The sequence below is a fragment of the Streptomyces sp. NPDC023838 genome, assembly GCF_040639555.1.
Lineage (GTDB): Bacteria > Actinomycetota > Actinomycetes > Streptomycetales > Streptomycetaceae > Streptomyces.
This window is the reverse complement of the sequence record NZ_JBFAAD010000003.1, coordinates 410,535-426,333: the sequence shown is the minus strand read 5'-3', so window position 1 is coordinate 426,333 and position 15,799 is coordinate 410,535. Positions and strand designations below refer to the sequence as shown.

16 protein-coding genes are annotated in these 15,799 nt (G+C 72.7%); 2 read left to right on the top strand and 14 right to left on the bottom strand.

Translation table 11 applies throughout. The features are described 5' to 3' along the window. Nucleotides 1-178: 178 nt before the first annotated feature. From kynU to AB0G17_RS06190, 12 genes are all read right to left on the bottom strand, one after another. Entirely contained in the window at nt 179-1,414 is a 1,236-nt protein-coding gene (gene kynU / locus AB0G17_RS06245; RefSeq protein ID WP_361376248.1) for a kynureninase, read from the bottom strand. Nucleotides 1,415-1,496: 82 nt separating this feature from the next. Further along, complete coding sequence (locus tag AB0G17_RS06240; RefSeq protein WP_361376245.1) at nt 1,497-2,357, bottom strand: tryptophan 2,3-dioxygenase family protein; 861 nt, start codon at nt 2,355-2,357, stop codon at nt 1,497-1,499. Nucleotides 2,358-2,459: 102 nt separating this feature from the next. Further along, complete coding sequence (locus tag AB0G17_RS06235) at nt 2,460-3,158, bottom strand: DUF3152 domain-containing protein (protein WP_361376242.1); 699 nt, start codon at nt 3,156-3,158, stop codon at nt 2,460-2,462. Between the two features lie 158 nt (nt 3,159-3,316). Further along, a complete protein-coding gene (locus AB0G17_RS06230; RefSeq protein WP_361376239.1) occupies nt 3,317-3,730 on the bottom strand; it encodes a DUF3151 domain-containing protein in 414 nt (137 codons plus the stop codon). A gap of 181 nt (nt 3,731-3,911) precedes the next feature. Next, nucleotides 3,912-5,381 (bottom strand): DHA2 family efflux MFS transporter permease subunit, encoded by a 1,470-nt coding sequence (locus AB0G17_RS06225; RefSeq protein ID WP_361376236.1) that lies wholly within the window; start codon nt 5,379-5,381, stop codon nt 3,912-3,914. 98 nt (nt 5,382-5,479) lie between these two features. Then, nucleotides 5,480-6,502 carry a class II fructose-bisphosphate aldolase gene (gene fbaA, locus AB0G17_RS06220; protein ID WP_361376233.1) on the bottom strand — a complete coding sequence of 341 codons (1,023 nt, stop codon included), beginning with the start codon at nt 6,500-6,502 and terminating at the stop codon, nt 5,480-5,482. 292 nt (nt 6,503-6,794) lie between these two features. Then, nucleotides 6,795-7,334: an orotate phosphoribosyltransferase gene (pyrE, locus tag AB0G17_RS06215; protein ID WP_361376230.1), complete on the bottom strand. Its 540-nt coding sequence runs from the start codon at nt 7,332-7,334 to the stop codon at nt 6,795-6,797. 24 nt (nt 7,335-7,358) lie between these two features. Continuing rightward, entirely contained in the window at nt 7,359-8,165 is an 807-nt protein-coding gene (locus AB0G17_RS06210) for an aldose 1-epimerase (protein ID WP_361376227.1), read from the bottom strand. A gap of 91 nt (nt 8,166-8,256) precedes the next feature. Beyond that, nucleotides 8,257-9,105, bottom strand: coding sequence for an SRPBCC domain-containing protein (locus AB0G17_RS06205; RefSeq protein WP_361376224.1), 849 nt, complete (start codon nt 9,103-9,105; stop codon nt 8,257-8,259). A gap of 152 nt (nt 9,106-9,257) precedes the next feature. Beyond that, the gene (locus AB0G17_RS06200) at nt 9,258-10,838 is read right to left on the bottom strand and encodes a polyamine aminopropyltransferase (RefSeq protein ID WP_361376221.1); all 1,581 of its coding nucleotides are present in this window, start codon (nt 10,836-10,838) and stop codon (nt 9,258-9,260) included. Between the two features lie 122 nt (nt 10,839-10,960). Further along, the gene (locus AB0G17_RS06195; RefSeq protein ID WP_361376218.1) at nt 10,961-11,485 is read right to left on the bottom strand and encodes a DUF2617 family protein; all 525 of its coding nucleotides are present in this window, start codon (nt 11,483-11,485) and stop codon (nt 10,961-10,963) included. Nucleotides 11,486-11,820: 335 nt separating this feature from the next. Further along, nucleotides 11,821-12,117 (bottom strand): hypothetical protein, encoded by a 297-nt coding sequence (locus AB0G17_RS06190; protein WP_361376215.1) that lies wholly within the window; start codon nt 12,115-12,117, stop codon nt 11,821-11,823. A gap of 102 nt (nt 12,118-12,219) precedes the next feature. Here AB0G17_RS06190 and AB0G17_RS06185 point away from each other — a divergent pair, with 102 nt between their 5' ends. Both AB0G17_RS06185 and AB0G17_RS06180 read left to right on the top strand, forming a co-directional pair. Continuing rightward, complete coding sequence (locus tag AB0G17_RS06185; RefSeq protein WP_361376212.1) at nt 12,220-13,422, top strand: pyridoxal phosphate-dependent aminotransferase; 1,203 nt, start codon at nt 12,220-12,222, stop codon at nt 13,420-13,422. 99 nt (nt 13,423-13,521) lie between these two features. Next, nucleotides 13,522-14,652, top strand: a complete 1,131-nt coding sequence (locus AB0G17_RS06180; RefSeq protein WP_361376209.1) for a glycosyltransferase family 39 protein — start codon at nt 13,522-13,524, stop codon at nt 14,650-14,652. Nucleotides 14,653-14,679: 27 nt separating this feature from the next. Here the strand turns inward: AB0G17_RS06180 and AB0G17_RS06175 are convergent, their stop codons facing one another. Beyond that, nucleotides 14,680-15,228 carry a YbjN domain-containing protein gene (locus AB0G17_RS06175; protein ID WP_361376206.1) on the bottom strand — a complete coding sequence of 183 codons (549 nt, stop codon included), beginning with the start codon at nt 15,226-15,228 and terminating at the stop codon, nt 14,680-14,682. Nucleotides 15,229-15,348: 120 nt separating this feature from the next. After that, entirely contained in the window at nt 15,349-15,672 is a 324-nt protein-coding gene (locus tag AB0G17_RS06170) for an AAA family ATPase (RefSeq protein ID WP_361376203.1), read from the bottom strand. Nucleotides 15,673-15,799 lie beyond the last annotated feature (127 nt).

Below are 15,799 nucleotides of genomic sequence, written 5' to 3'. Positions count from 1 at the left end.
TCCCCGCGCCCCTGGATGCGCCCCTTCGGGGCGCCCAGGGGATTGCCGCGCAGCGGCATCTAAGGGGCGCGGGGAACTGCGCGACCAGCCCCCACACAGCCGCAGACGAACACGGGCCCGGGGCGCAGCCCCGAAGCGGGGTGCGGGGGGGCAGGCCCCGCCCCGGGGGTGGTCGGGGCTACCGCAGGGACGTGGACAGCACCCGCGCCGCCCTCTCCGCATCCCCGAACCCCACATACAGCGGCGTGAAGCCGAACCGCAGCACATCCGGGCGCCGGTAGTCGCCGACGACGCCCGCCGCGATCAGCGACCGCATCACCTCCCCGGCCCCCTCACACCGAAGCGCCACCTGACTCCCCCGCTCCCCGTGCGCGACCGGCGTCACCGAAGCGACCCGCCCCGGCGGCACGTACGCCGCCACGCACTCCAGGAAGAAGTCCGTCAGCGCCAGCGACTTCGCCCGGACGGCGTCGATCGAGACGCCGTCCCAGACGTCGAGGGCCGACTCCAGCGCCAGCATGGACAGGATGTCCGGCGTACCCACCCGGCCCCGCACCGCCCCCGCCCCCGGCACGTACTCCGTACGCATCCCGAAGGGATCCTCGTGCGAGTTCCAGCCGGGCAGGGGGGAGTCGAAGGACGCCTGGTGGTCGCCCCGTACGTACAGGTACGCGGGCGAACCCGGCCCGCCGTTCAGGTACTTGTAGGTGCAGCCCACCGCGAAGTCCACCCCGTGCGCGTCGAGCCCCACCGGCAGCGCGCCCGCACTGTGGCACAGGTCCCAGACCGTCAGTGCCCCCGCCGCGTGCGCGGCCGCGGTGATGCCGGGCAGGTCGTGCAGCCGGCCCGTGCGGTAGTCGACGTGGTTGACCAGGACCGCCGCCGTACGCGGACCCAGCGCGGCCACCATCTCCCCGGGCGCGACCGCCCGTATCGTCCGGCCCGTCATCCGCGCCGCGGACCCCGCCACGTACCCGTCCGTCGGGAACGTCGACTCGTCCACCAGGATCTCGTCCCGGCCGGACGGCGCCAGGCGCACCGCCGCCACCAGGGCCTTGAAGACGTTCACACTCGTCGAGTCGCCGACCACGATCCGGCCGGGCGCGGCCCCGACCAGCGGCGCTATGCGGTCGCCGATCCGCTCCGGCGCCGTCCACCAGCCGCTCTCGTCCCAGGAGCGGATGCGCAGCTCGCCCCACTCATGGGCGATGACCTCCTGCATCCGCGCCGCGACATGGCGGGGCAGCGCGCCCAGCGAGTTCCCGTCGAGGTAGACCGTGGACTCGTCGAGCGCGAACAGGTCGCGGTGCTTGGCGAGTTCGTCCGCGGCGTCCAGCGCGGCGGCCTTGCCGACCAGCGCCTCACGCACCTCACGCACCTCAGGCGACTCACGCACCTCACGCGACTCAGGCACCTCAGGCACCTCAGGCACGTCCCGTACCTCTCGCGCCTCTCGTACGTCCGGTACGCCTCGTACGCCTCGTACCTCTCCCGTCTCAGACATGGCTGCGCGCCGTCCACAGCTCGGGGAACACGTTCTTCGCCGCGCGCTTCTCCAGCCAGGCCACGCCCGCCGAACCGCCCGTGCCGGTCTTCGCGCCCATCGCTCTCCTCGTCGCCACCAGATGGTCGTTGCGCCAGCGCCACACCAGCTCGCCCACATTGGTCAACGCCTCGCCCAGGCGCACGAGTTCCCCGTTCTGGTCCCCGGCGTACAGTCCGGCCCAGACCGCCTCGACCTCGGGCGACGGCTCGTACCGCTGGGAGAGGTCACGGTCGAGGACCGCGGCCGGGACGGCGTACCCGCGGCGGGCGAGGAGCGCGAGCACCTCGTCGTACAGGCTCGGCTCCTGGAGCGCCTTCTCCAGCTCGGCGTGCGCGCGCGGCGCGCCCCGGTGCGGAACCAGCATGGACGCCGACTTCTCGCCCAGCAGGAACTCCATCCGCCGGTACATCGCGGACTGGAAACCGGAGCCCTCGCCGAGGGCCGCGCGGTAGGAGTTGAACTGCGCCGGGGTCAGCTGCGCGAGCGGCGTCCAGGAAGCGTTGAGCGCCTCCAGCTCGCGTACGGAGCGCTTGAGCGCGTCCACGGCCACCGGCACCCGGTCCTCGCGCAACGCGCGCGTGGCAGTCTCCCACTCGTGGACGATCACCGTGAACCACAGCTCCATGACCTGGGTGGTGACCAGGAAGACCATCTCGCCGGGGTCGTCCGAGCGCAGGTGCTGGAGGTGGGTGAGGACGTCCGCCTGGACGTAGTCCTCGTACGGCGTCGTGCCCGCGAAGTCCAGATGGGGGGCCGTCTCGGCCTGCGAGGCGGCTTCGGTTTCGACCGGTTCGGACATCTTTGATGACATCGCTGTCTCCTCGACGTGTCCGGGTAGCGGTCCGCCCCTTCCTTCATCGGCATCGGAGCCCCGGTCCCCACCCGCATCATAAGCACGCCCCCGGCACCGCCGTCAGGGCACGGAGGGGCCCTCCACGAAGGTGCCGTCCGGCGCGTACGGCCAGGCGTTGGACTTGCAGCCGTTCAGGCCCTTGATCTGCTGCATCATCACCGGCGCGGCCTTGCCCGGACCCGGGCAGGACATGTGCTGCCGGAAGCCGATCAGATGGCCGATCTCGTGGTTGATGATCAGATGCCGGTACTCGGCGGGCGCCCCGTCGTACTGCGGCGAGCCCAGCACCCACCGCTTGAGGTTGACCACGACCCCGTCGGCGACCTCGCAGTTCAGCTCGCCGTGGGTGTCGCCGTTGGCCGCGCAGAGCCGGTCCGTGGTGGCGGGGGTGGCGATCTTTATCGTCACGTCGGCGCTGTCTTCGCCCGAGACCAGCTGGAAGCGGCCACGCCCGTGCGCGGCCCAGCTGCGGGGGTGGGCGAGTATCGCCTGGATCTCGGTGGCGGCCCGGCCCGGCGAGACGTCGACGCCGTCCTCGACGAGCACCTTGTAGCGGCGCAGGGGGCCGCCGGTGCCGACGGGGGCGCCGGAGGCGCGGGCGGCGGTGAAGGTGCCGGGGGCGTGCGCCGGCTCGGAGACATCGTTGTCCGTGCCGGGCCATTCGGCGAGTGCGGCGCCGCAGACGAGCGCGAGGCCGAGGAGGCCGCCGACGGGGAGGAGAGCGCGCGGGGTTTTGTTGCGGGATGTTCGCTTGCCCAAGACAGACTTCTCCCCTTGCTGTGGCTGGAGTTGGGGGGAGAGGTGTGGGGCCTCGTGCGCCAGCGCCGGATGCGATCCGGTCGTCCTGTAATCGATGGTGCGTGCGATCGTACCGTCCGTACGGGAGCTGCCGTCCGGACGGTACGGATCCGCGCAGGTCAGCCCAGCGTGTCGGCGGCCAGCGGGGATGAGTCCCGCAGGAACGTGGTGCAGCGCTCGAACTCGGCCTGCTCGCCGATGGCTTGGGCGGCGCGGGCCAGGGCGTGCAGGGCGCGCAGGAAGCCGCGGTTGGGCTCGTGCTCCCACGGCACCGGGCCGTGGCCCTTCCAGCCGGCGCGGCGCAGCGAGTCGAGGCCGCGGTGGTAGCCGGTGCGGGCGTACGCGTACGACTCAACGGTGCGGCCCGCGTCGAACGCGTCGTCCGCGAGCTGGGCCCAGGCCAGGGAGGACGTGGGGTACTTGGCGGCGACGTCGGCGGGGGCGGCGCCGGTCGCGAGGAGCTCGCGGGGTTCGGGATCGTCGGGCAGGTGCGTCGGGGCGGGGCCGCCGAGCAGGTTCTCGTGAATGGACATGGCCCCAGTCTGCCGCGTCCGGCTGCCAACGGAGGCTCACCCCCACCCCGCCCCTCCCCGCTGTGACACTGGCGGCTCCGCCGCGTGGCCTCCGGGGGTGGGTGGGGGTGCTTCTCCCGGGTCTGCGCCCCACCCACCCCCGGAGGGTTCAGGTGAAGGGGCGGGGTGGGGCGGGGTGGGGTCAAACCCCCCGGTCGCGCTCCAGTGGGGGGCCCGTGACCCCGCACGACACCCGGCACTCCGGATGGCACACCCCCGCCGCCGGGCGGCGAACCGTCGCGTACGCCACGGCCGCGCCCAGTACCAACACCCCCGCACACACCGGCATGGCCCGCCGGAGCGTCTCCCCGAACGACGCCGCCGAGCGGTACGCCGACGGTGACATGCCCACCACCAGCGGCAGCGCCGCCACCGCGATCAGCCCCGCCGCCCGCGCCGCCGCGTTGTTGATGCCGCTCGCCAGCCCCGCCCGCCCCGCGTCCACCGACCCCAGCACCGTGGCGGTCAGCGGCGCGACCAGGGTCACCATGCCCAGGCCCAGGACGACGACCGCGGGGAGCACGTCACGTATGTACGACGCGTCCACCCCCACCCGCAGCATCAGCAGCATCCCGCCCGCACACAGCAGCGGCCCTACCGTGAGCGGCACGCGCGGGCCGATCCGCTCGCCCAGCGCGCCCGAGCGGGCCGACAGCAGGAGCATCAGGACCGTGGTGGGGAGCAGGGCCGCCCCCGCGCCCAGCGCCGAGTACCCCGCCACCACCTGGAGCTGGAGGGCCGCAAGGAAGAAGAAGCCGGCGAACGCCGCGTACACGCACACCGTCACCACGTTCACCGCCGTGAACTGGCGCGACGCGAAGATCTCCGGCGGCAGCATGGGGTCGGCCAGGCGTCGCTCCAGACGGATGAAGGCGGCCCCCAGCACCACCCCCGCCAGCGCCGCGCCCACCACCACCGGCGACGCCCCCTGCCCCGGCGCCTCGATCAGCGCGTACGTCACCAGCGCGAGCGCCAGCGCCCCCAGCACCGCGCCCGTCACATCGAACCGGGCCGTGTGCACGCGCGTGTCCTTGGACTCCGGTACGTGCCGCAGCGCCACCGGCACACACAGCGCGGCCAGCGGCACGTTCAGCAGGAAGACCCAGCGCCAGCCGGGGCCGTCCACCAGCCAGCCGCCCAGGAACGGGCCGACGGCCGCGCCGACCCCGCCGAGGCCGGACCACAGGCCCACGGCCCCGGCCCGGTCGTCGGGGTGGAAGCTCGCCTGGATGAGGGCGAGGGAGCCGGGCGTGAGGAGCGCGCCGCCGATGCCCTGGAGGGCCCGGGCGGCGATCAGGACGCCCGCGCCCGGTGCCAGGCCGCACAGCAGCGAGCCCACGGCGAACCAGACGACGCCGACGACGAAGACCCTGCGGCGTCCATAGCGGTCGCCCAGCGCCCCGCCGAGCAGGATCAGCCCGGCGAGCGTGAGCATGTACGCGTTGACGGTCCACTGGAGCACCGCCATGTCCGCGTCCAGGTCCGCCCCGATCCTCGGCAGGGCCACATTGACCACGGTCGAGTCGAGCATGGCCATCCCGGACCCGAGCACGGTCGTGAACAGCACCCACCGGCCCGCCGCCGTGCCCATCCGTACGCTCACGTCGCTCATGCGTTCCACTCTCGCCGAACGCACAAGGCCCGGCATCCCCCACGAAGGGGACACCGGGCCTCGCACGGGGGAGCGCGGGCGATGGGCCCGCGCGCCCGTTACTTCAGCTTCGTGCCGGTCGAGCGCAGGTTCGCGCACGCCTCGGTGACGCGCTTGGCCATCGACGCCTCGGCGAGCTTGCCCCAGGTGCGCGGGTCGTACGTCGACTTCTTGCCGACCTCGCCGTCGACCTTCAGGACGCCGTCGTAGTTGCGGAACATGTGGTCCGCGACCGGACGCGTGAAGGCGTACTGGGTGTCGGTGTCGAGGTTCATCTTCACGACGCCGTTCTCCAGCGCGGTCGCGATCTCCTGCTCGGTGGAGCCGGAGCCGCCGTGGAAGACGAAGTCGAACGGGGAGGCCTTGCCGTACTTCGCGGCGACGCCCTCCTGGAGGTCCTTGAGGAGCTCCGGACGCAGCACGACGTTGCCCGGCTTGTAGACGCCGTGCACGTTACCGAAGGAGGCGGCCAGCAGGTAGCGGCCCTTCTCGCCCAGGCCCAGGGCCTCGGCGGTGCGCAGCGCGTCCTCGACGGTCGTGTACAGCTCGTCGTTGATCTCGTGGGTGACGCCGTCCTCCTCGCCGCCGGTCGGGGTGATCTCGACCTCAAGGATGATCTTGGCGGCGGCGGCCTTGGCGAGCAGCTCCTGGCCGATGGCCAGGTTGTCCGCGAGGGTCTCGGCGGAGCCGTCCCACATGTGCGACTGGAAGAGCGGGTTCAGGCCCTTGGCGACGCGCTCGGCCGAGACCTCCAGGAGCGGACGTACGTAACCGTCCAGCTTGTCCTTGGGGCAGTGGTCGGTGTGCAGCGCGACGGTGATGTCGTACTTGGCGGCGACGACGTGCGCGAACTCGGCCAGGGCGACCGCGCCGGTGACCATGTCCTTGTTGTACTGGCCACCCAGGAACTCGGCACCACCGGTGGAGATCTGGATGATGCCGTCGCTCTCGGCCTCCGCGAAGCCGCGCAGCGCAGCGTGCAGGGTCTGGGTCGAGGTCACATTGATGGCCGGGTAGGCGAACTTGCCTGCCTTCGCCCGGTCGAGCATCTCGTTGTAGACCTCGGGGGTTGCGATGGGCATCTGTCCGCTCCTTGTGATGTGCGGGGTGTGCGATATGTGCTGGCCCTGACCTGGGGGCGACGTCATCGTCGCGGCCCATCTTTCCAGACTCTCCGCCCGGCTCCACCCTGCGGACGGACGAGGGGGCGGCTGTTTCACGTGAAACAGCCGCCCCCTCGGGGAAAGCACAGGTCAGAGCCGGTATGCGGGCGATCGGGGAGCTCGGGCACCACTTTCGGAGTGCCCGTCAGTCGATCTTGCCGAGTACCCCGGACCGGTTACGGCCACAAGGATGAACGCGGCATTTCGCCTGTTACGCCAGGCCCAGGTCCCCGAGCTGGTAGCCCGTGAGGTACGTCAGTCCCGCTCCGGCGATCGCGTCGGCCGCGCCCCGGTCGACGATCGTGGCCACGGCGACGACCTCGCCACCCGCCTCGCGCACCGCCTCGACGGCCGTCAGCGGCGAGCCGCCGGTGGTGGAGGTGTCCTCGACGACCAGGCAGCGGCGGCCCTTGACGTCGGTGCCCTCGATCCGGCGCTGCATGCCGTGCGCCTTCTGCGCCTTGCGTACGACGAAGGCGTCCAGGCGCCGGCCGCGCGCCGCCGAGGCGTGCAGCATCGACGTCGCCACCGGGTCGGCGCCCAGCGTCAGCCCGCCGACGCAGTCGAAGTCCAGGTCGGCGGTGAGGTCGAGCATGACCTGACCGACCAGCGGCGCGGCCTCGCCGTCCAGGGTGATCCGGCGCAGGTCGATGTAGTAGTCGGCTTCCCGACCCGACGAGAGGGTCACCTTGCCGTGCACCACGGCCTTGTCCTTGATCTGCTGGAGCAGGTCAGCGCGTACGTCAGTCATGCCCGCCAGCTTAAAGGCGCCGCCTCAGAGCCGCCGCCAGCTCCAGGTCGTCGCCATCTCCAGCGGGTCCACCGGCGTCACCAGCCGCGGGAGCGTGTTGAGGCCGTTGGGCGGGCCGGACTGGGGCTCCACACACACCGCCTCCTCCTGCTCGTCGTAGACGACCACCCACTCGCTGCGGCTGGTCACCTTCAGCTCCAGCTGCTCGGGCCAGGTGAGGGTCACGTCCACGCCGTCCGGCATGCCGAAGCAGTCGTCCCAGGGGCCCGGCAGGGGGTCGATGCGACGGCCGGTGGGCAGGTGGTCGTCGCCGCGCTCCTCCTGCCAGCCGGGCGCGAACCCGAGCCGCACGTCCCCGCCGCCCAGGCTGCGCCGGAACCAGGGGTGCCAGCCGACCTGCGCGGGGAAGGAGTCGCCGTACGTCTCGACGCCCATGGTGAGCGTCAGCGCGTTCTCGGACAGCTCGAAGATCTGGGTGACGCGGCCGGTGTACGGCCACGGGTCGGCCAGGTCGTACGTGAAGTGGGCCTCGGCGTGGCCGGACTCGGTCTCCCCGGTGCGCACGCGCTTCCAGGCCGTGTCGCGGCCGGTGCCGTGGATGGCGTGCGGCGGGGCGTTCACCGGCAGCTGGTGCTTGGTGCCGCCGTTGCGGAACTCGCCGCGCTCGATGCGGCCGCACCAGGGCACCATCGGGAACGAGCCGTACTTGTCGCCCTGGCGCAGCACTTCCGTACCGCCGATGCGCAGGCTTTCGATCCGGCATCCGAGGTCCGGACGGACCGTCAACTCGACGTCGCCGGCCGCCAGCCGGACACTCTTGTCGCTACTCACGCCCCCGACACTACTGGCGTCACCGCACGCGCCGACGCGCGCGCCGCCGTGTTGGCCCCGGCGGCGCGGTCAACGGCGGGTCAGCGCCGGGTCAGCGGCGGCGGCGCAGGACGCGGCCGACCACCACGGCGGAGGCGAGCGCGAGCGCCGCGGCCGGGGCGACCCAGCGCAGGGTGGCCCCCGCTCCGGCGCCCCCCGGGGCGGGCACGGGCGCGTACCGCCCGCGCGGCGGGGCGTGGTCGACCTCCTCGGCGCTGCGGCCGATCATGGTCCGGCGCGCGTGCGCGGCCTCGGCGGGTACGTAGTCCGCGTCCCCGGGAAGGTCGAACTCCTCCTCCGCGAGGGGGTCGAGCGAGGGCGGCGGGACGACGGCGTCGAAGACGGAGTGGCCGGCGCCGTCAGCGGCGGCGTCGGCGCCGGGGGCGGTCCCGGTCCCGGACGCGGTCGGCCCGGCGGGGTCCGCCGCGGTTTCGTCGCCGGGCGTGGCGGCCTCCTGGGCGGCCTCCTCGTTCTGCCCGCCCTCATCCGCGGCCAGCGCCGCGCCGAAACGGTCCAGCAGGCGGGAGACCGACGCCCGGGCCCCCTCCGGGGTCGCCGTGGCCACGCGGCCGTCCGCCGTCGCCGTGGCGGTGAAGGACAGCCGGGTGCCCTCGGCCTCGGGGGCCAGGCGCAGGGTGAGGGAGCACTTCGCCGCGCCCGTGCCGCGCGCCTCCGTGCCCTGTGCCTCCACGCCGAACGTGTCCTCGTCGAGCTCGGTGATCCGCAGCGTGCCCCGGTAGGTGATCGTGTGCCCCTCGACGCGCAGCTTCAGCCGCCCGGCCACCGGTGGCTCGCCCGCGTCCTGCTGCAGGCCGGGGACGCAGCGGGCGACCCTCGCCGGGTCCCGCAGCGTCTGGCGGAGTGACTGGACCTCAACCGGAACGAACACCTCGTGCTCCATGCAAACGAGCCTACTCAGGGGCGGCCGTCCCGTCTCCGCAAACGCCGCCACGGCCCGCGCCGAGCCGCTCTTGCGTCGAGCCGCTCTTCCGTCGAGCCGCTCTTGCGTCGAGCCGCTCTGGTTCCGCCCGGCCGCTCGCCCGCCGAGCGCCCTCACCCCGTATAGCGCGGATGCACCAGCGTCGACGGGGGCAGCTCGTCCCGGGGGCGGGCGTCCGCCAGCGGCTCCAGCTCGGGGGCGAGCGGGGCCCACGGGGGCCCGGACGGGGAGGCCAGGACGAAGCCCCAGTCGTGCGGGGACTTCGTGGCGTCCGAGGCGCGGTCGGGGCCCGCCGTGAAGCCCGTGAGGCGGCCCGTCGCGCGGTAGGGCACGGTCCACAGGCCGGCCGCCCGGACCGTCGACTCCACCGTCCAGTAGGTGTGCGCCCGCGTCGCGACCGGGCCCGCGTGCACCACGATCCGCCCGCCCGGCGCCAGCACGCGCGCGGCGAGGCCGAAGAATTCCTGCGAGTAGAGCTTGGTGCTCGGGGTGATGCCCGGGTCCGGCAGATCGGAGATCACCACGTCGAACGGTCCGGCCGAGTGTCCCGGCCCGCGCAGCCAGCCGAACGCGTCCGCGACCACCGGCCGCACCCGCCGGTCGTCGTACGCGTGGCTGTTCAGCGCCGACAGGGCCGGGTCGTGGCGCGCCAAGTCGACCACGCCCGCGTCGAGTTCGACCAGGGTCACCGAGCGCACCGACAGATAGCGCAGCACCTCGCGCGCGGCCAGTCCGTCCCCACCGCCCAGGATCAGTACGCGCCTGTGCGGCCCGGAGTCCATCGCGGGGCGCACCAGCGCCGAGTGGTAGCGGTGTTCGTCGCGGCCGCTGACGCGCAGCCGGCCGTCGAGGAAGAGGTCGAGCGGGCCGCCGGGGCCGTGGCCGGTGCGGCTGCCGGTGAGGACGATCTCCTGCACCCCGGTCTGCACCGCGACCCGCACCTGATCTCCGTACACCGCGCGCCGCGCCGCCTGCTCGAAGGCGCCGACCAGGGCGGCGGTGGTCGCCAGGACCGCGAGGACCAGCACGTTCGCCGCGAGAAGCCACCATCGCGCGCGTGGGGTCAGATCGCGCCGGAACAGCCACAGCACCAGCGCGCCGCCCGCCACCGCGTTGACGGCGCCGGTCAGCAGCGCGCCCGTGAGCTGGCCGAGCAGCGGCAGCAGGAGGAAGGGGAAGGCGAGGCCGCCGACGAGCGCCCCCACGTAGTCGGCGGCGAAGAGGTCCGCGACCGTGCCGCCGGGGTCCTGCCGGGAGACCCGCTGGATCAGGGTCATCAGGAGCGGGATCTCCGCGCCGATGAGCACGCCGATCCCGAGCGAGAACGCCACCAGGGCGTACCGCGCGCCGCCGAGCCAGGCGAACGTCGCGTACAGCACCATCGCCGAGCAGCCGCCGACCAGCGCGAGGGCCGCCTCGATCAGGCCGAAGCCGACGGCGGCGTGCAGCCGCAGCCGTTTGGCCAGCAGGGATCCGATGCCCATGGCGAAGACCATCACGGACAGCACGACGGAGGCCTGGGTGACGGAGTCGCCGATCAAGTACGAGGCGAGGGCGACCAGTTCGAGTTCGTACACCAGCCCGCAGGCCGCGCAGATGAACACGGTGCCGAGCACGATGAACCGCGCGGTGCTGCGCCGGGGCGCCGGCGGCGGGATGCCACAGGGCAGGACGGGCAGAGACGGTTCGATCATGATGGGAACGCTACGTCACGACTCGCTGGCATCACGTCACCCACAAGGGTGCAACTAGCGCACTGCGGAGGGAATTACGGCTCCCGGAGTGGCGGTACACCCCCTCCTGCCTGCACGCATTCTCAGGGCGCCACGGGCGCCGCCATCCGGACACCGACCCTCGTACGGGTCACCACCAACTGCCCCTCCTGCGGGTACGCGTGCCAGGTCCGCCAGCGCACCTGGCCGTCGCCGCGCTGCGCGAGCATCGCGGTGAACGCGTGCGGCGAGCCCGGAAACGTCCCCGCGAGGCCGTGGGGGTGGTCCGCGACCAGCGCGAGGAGCTCCTGTGCGCGCCCCGCGAACGAGCCCGCGGACAGCGTCTCCACGCGCGCGGCGAACTCGTACTCCCACTCCCCGAGACGTTTCGCCACCCCGAGGGGGAGCGGGGTGCTGCTGCCGGGCATGCAGGCGACGGTCTCCGAACAGGAGCCCTGCTCCTCTTCGAGGAGCACCTGGTGGGACGCGCCGAGAAGTCTCAACTGGAGTTTGGCGCCGGAGAGTTCGAGGTCGAGGACGGCCAGCGCGGGCAGCGGCTCCCTGCCCAGAGCCCAGGCGAGGTCACTGGCACGCGTGTCGGTATAGGCGGTCTGGAGAGTCGTGAGCATGGGTGGGCTCCGCAAAAACACACATGGGGAGGGTGGACGACCGGGGTCACCCCGGAACCGGTGCGAGGGAAGGAGGGACCGCCTGCTCAGGTCCGCCGGGTGGGGGGTCCGTGGGCTGCGTTCTCAACAGCGAGGGAATCATGAAGTGCGCGGCGCTCACAGCGTTTTTACCCAACTTGACGTGGTTTCCATCCCCTGGGATGCAAGCCGGTTCACCTGTTCAACCGCAGGGGTGCGCGCGAAGGCGCCCGGCGGGTTGTCGGCCGCCGGGCGCGCGGGGGGGGGTGTGCGGACGGAATCGGCTGCCCCGTGTCAGCCGCGACCGCCGCGCGCGGTCAGCCGGAGCCGCAGCCGCCGCCCCCGCAGGACGAGCCGCCTCCGCAGGACGAACCGCCGCCGCAGGAGGAGTGGCCGCCGCCGCACGAGTGGCCGCCGTGGTGGCCGTGGCCGCCACCGCCGCCACCGCTGTCACCGGCCCACCAGGAGCCGGCGGACGAGCCGGCCGAAGCGGACGAGCGGCCCGGCTTGGACGAGTACCACCCCCGTCGCCGCCGGGCGCGGCTTCCGCTGGTCACCTTGCCGGCGACGTACCAGATCAGTACCAGTACGGCGCCCCCGACGACATATCCCATCTCCCCCACCGTCCTTCGCTCTTCTCCTGTGCGTGACAGGGGGATGCCCTCGGCCACCGCGCGCGAAAGCGGACTTGAGCAACTCCAGAGGTTCCGCGCAGGATGGCCGCCATGACCTCCAGCGCGCGCCCTCTCCTGAACCGCCGCCTCGCCGAGTTCGGCACCACGATCTTCGCCGAGATGTCCGCCCTCGCGGCGTCGACCGGAGCCATCAACCTCGGCCAGGGCTTCCCCGACACCGACGGCCCCGAGGAGGTGCGCGAGGCCGCCGTGCGGGCCCTGCGCGACGGGCGCGGCAACCAGTACCCGCCGGGCCCGGGCGTGCCCGAGCTGCGCACCGCGATCGCCGACCACCAGCTGCGCCGGTACGGGCTCGCGGTCGACCCGGACCGCGAGGTGCTGGTGACGGCGGGCGCCACCGAGGCGATCGCGGCCTCGCTGCTGGCCCTGGTGGAGCCGGGGGACGAGGTGATCGCACTGGAGCCGTACTACGACTCGTACGCGGCCTGCATCGCCATGGCGGGCGGCACCCGCGTCCCGGTGACACTCCACCCCGACAACGGCCGCTATGTCCTCGACCTCGACGAGCTGCGCGCCGCCGTCACCCCGCGCACCCGCCTCATCCTGCTCAACACCCCGCACAACCCGACCGGGACGGTGCTCACGCGCGCGGAGCTGACCGCCGTGGCGGAGCTGGCGTGCGAGCGGGACCTGCTGGTGGTGACCGACGAGGTGTACGAGCACCTGGTCTTCGACGGCGAGCACGTACCGATGGCCACGCTGCCGGGGATGCGCGGGCGCACCCTGTCGATCGGCTCGGCGGGCAAGACGTTCTCGTTCACCGGATGGAAAGTCGGCTGGGTGACCGGCGCGCCGGAGCTGGTCGCGGCCGTCCGCTCGGCCAAGCAGTTCCTGACGTACGTGGCCTCCGGGCCCTTCCAGTACGCGGTCGCCGAGGCGCTGCGGCTGCCGGACGCGTACACCGACGGGCTCCGCGACGACCTGCGGGCCAAGCGGGACCTGCTGTGCCAGGGCCTGACGGCGGCGGGCTTCGCGGTGTACCGCCCGGCGGGCACGTACTTCGTCACCACCGACATCCGCCCGCTCGGCGAGGAGCTCTCGCACGGCGGCGACGGCTTCGCCTTCTGCCGCGCGCTGCCGGAGCGCTGCGGGGTGGTGGCGATTCCCAACGCCGTCTTCTACGACCACCGGGACGCGGGCGCGCCTTTCGTCCGATTTGCCTTCTGCAAGAGGGAGAGTGTGCTCGAAGAGGCCGTCTCCCGGCTGAAGGCGCTCGCGGGCTGAGGGCCGGGGGGCCGCGGGACCGACTGCGCGCGCGCCCGGAGGTGCACCCTGTCCGCCGAGATCACCGCTCTCGTACGCCGGTCCGGCGCCGCCCTGGCCATGCCGCGCAGGCTGACCGCGCTGCGCCGGGCGGTCCCCGCGCTCGCGCTGTTCGCCGCGGCCCGGCTGGCCGGGATGCTGTGTCTGGCGGGGTGGGCCTGGCACCTGGGGCGCTCGCCGCGCGCGCTGTTGGCGAAGGCGTGGGACGCCGACTGGTACATCAAGATCGCGGCGAACGGCTACGGGCGGACGCTGTACTGGCCGGACGGGACGGTCCAGAGCGACCTGGCGTTCTTCCCGCTCTACCCGAGCCTGATGCGACTGGTGACGACGGTGCTGCCGGTGGCGGGCGGCACGGCCGGGCTGCTGGTCTCCTGGACGGCGGCGGGGGCCGCGGCGTGGGGGGTGTACGCGGTCGGGGAGCGCCTGGCGGGCCGGCGCACGGCGACGGCCCTCGTCCTTCTCTGGGGCCTGCTCCCGCACTCCATCGTGCTCTCGATGGCGTACACCGAACCGGTGATGACGGCGCTGGCCGCCTGGTCCCTGTGGGCGGTCCTGGAGCGGCGCTGGCTGTGGGCGGGCGTGCTGGCGGCCCTGGCGGGCCTCTCGCGGCCGAACGCGATCGCGGTGGCCGCGGCGGTCACGGCGGCGGCCGCGGCGGCCCTGTGGCGCGGCGGGCGGGGCGTACGGCGGGACTGGCGGGTGTGGGCGGCGGGGGCGGCGGCGCCGCTCGGCTGGTGCGGATACGTCCTGTCGGTCGGCGCCCGAAGAGGTGATCCGCTGCGCGGCTACTTCGCGGTCCAGGCCGCGTGGACCTCACGCTTCGACTTCGGCAGGGGTTCGCTGCGCTTCGTACGGAAGCTGGCGACGGGGCCGTTCGACCTCGGCTACACGATGGCGTTCGTGATCACGGTGGCGGCGCTGCTGCTGTTCGCGCTGCTCCTGCTGGAGCGCCCGCCGCTGCTGGTGCTCGTCTACACGGCGGTACTGGTCGTGATCACGGTGGGCGGCTCGGGATTCTTCGAATCGAAGCCGAGGTTCCTGCTCCCGGCCTTCCCGCTGCTGCTGCCGCTGGCGGCCGCGCTGACGAAAGCCCGGCCGAGGGCGGCGGTCACGGTGACCGCGGCCCTGGCCGGGCTGTCGTTCGCGTACGGGGCGTATCTGCTGACGCTGGCCCCGATGGCGCTGTGACGCCGTGGGCGTCGTGGGACCTGTGAGTCAGGCGTCGTCGCCGGGGGCGTCCCCGTCGTCGTCACCCTCCGCGCCCTCGACGTCCTTCTCCAGCCCGAGCTGCTCCACGAGCCACTTGTCGAACTCGATCGAGGCGCGGACCCAGCTGACGGTCGACGACACGAAGTGCTCCAGGGCGACGCCGGTGCCGATCAGCATCTGCGCCTCACCGATGAGCCGGACGGCGCCGTCGTCGTGGGTGTGCGTGTAGACCTTGGGCCACAGGGTGCGGCGGTTCCAGTCGTCGATCGTCTCCAGCAGCGCGAGCTTGTCGTCGATGCTGTGCGGGCGGTCGTAGAAGGTCCGCACCGAGAAGACCTGCTGGTCGTCCTCGCCGCGGAACATGAAGTACGTGCGGAACTCCTCCCACGGCGCGGCGAGGTCGCCCTCGTCGTCCACGACGTACTTGAGCTCCATCTGGTCCAGGAGCTGCTTGACCAGATCCTGGTCGGGTACGACGGGCCCGGCCGGTCCACCGGTGGGCTGCGGGCCGGGCTGAGCCCCGAAATTCGGAATCGAGGACGGGTCGATGCTCATCGTGAATCTTCCTTCGTACGGTTCCGGTCATCCTCCCCCATGCCGGGCGGGGGCTGGCAACCCCCGCCACGGGTATCCGCTGACGGCTGACCGAATCCCCTCACGTGTGGCGTAAGCGCGTCAGCGCTTCGTCATGCGATCGGTGAGGCACCAGACCCCGGTGGATGCCTCCGCGTACGACGAGGACTCGCCCCGGCTCACATGATCGAGCAGAAAAGGGCGCCTCGGTACGGGCGCGCCGGGCAGCCATTTGGCCTGCGATTCCTGGACCGCCTCGGCGAAGAACCGGAAGGCGTCGATCACTGTCGACTTCCCCGACGCGTTCGCCCCATAGATCGCCACTACCGGGACCGCCGGCCGGTCGTCCTCGTACGCCGGGACGAAGTTCAGTTCCTGCGGTTCGCGCAGGGAGCCGTGGTTGGCGACACGGAAGCTCAAGAGCATGTGCTCATCCCTCCCACACCCGCTTGTGAACAAGTGAATCGCGAAAACCGGCTCAAGGCGAACGTAATCCCCATTCGCGAACAGGGACAGGCCCGCCACCCACGAGGGTGACGGGCCTGTCCACAAC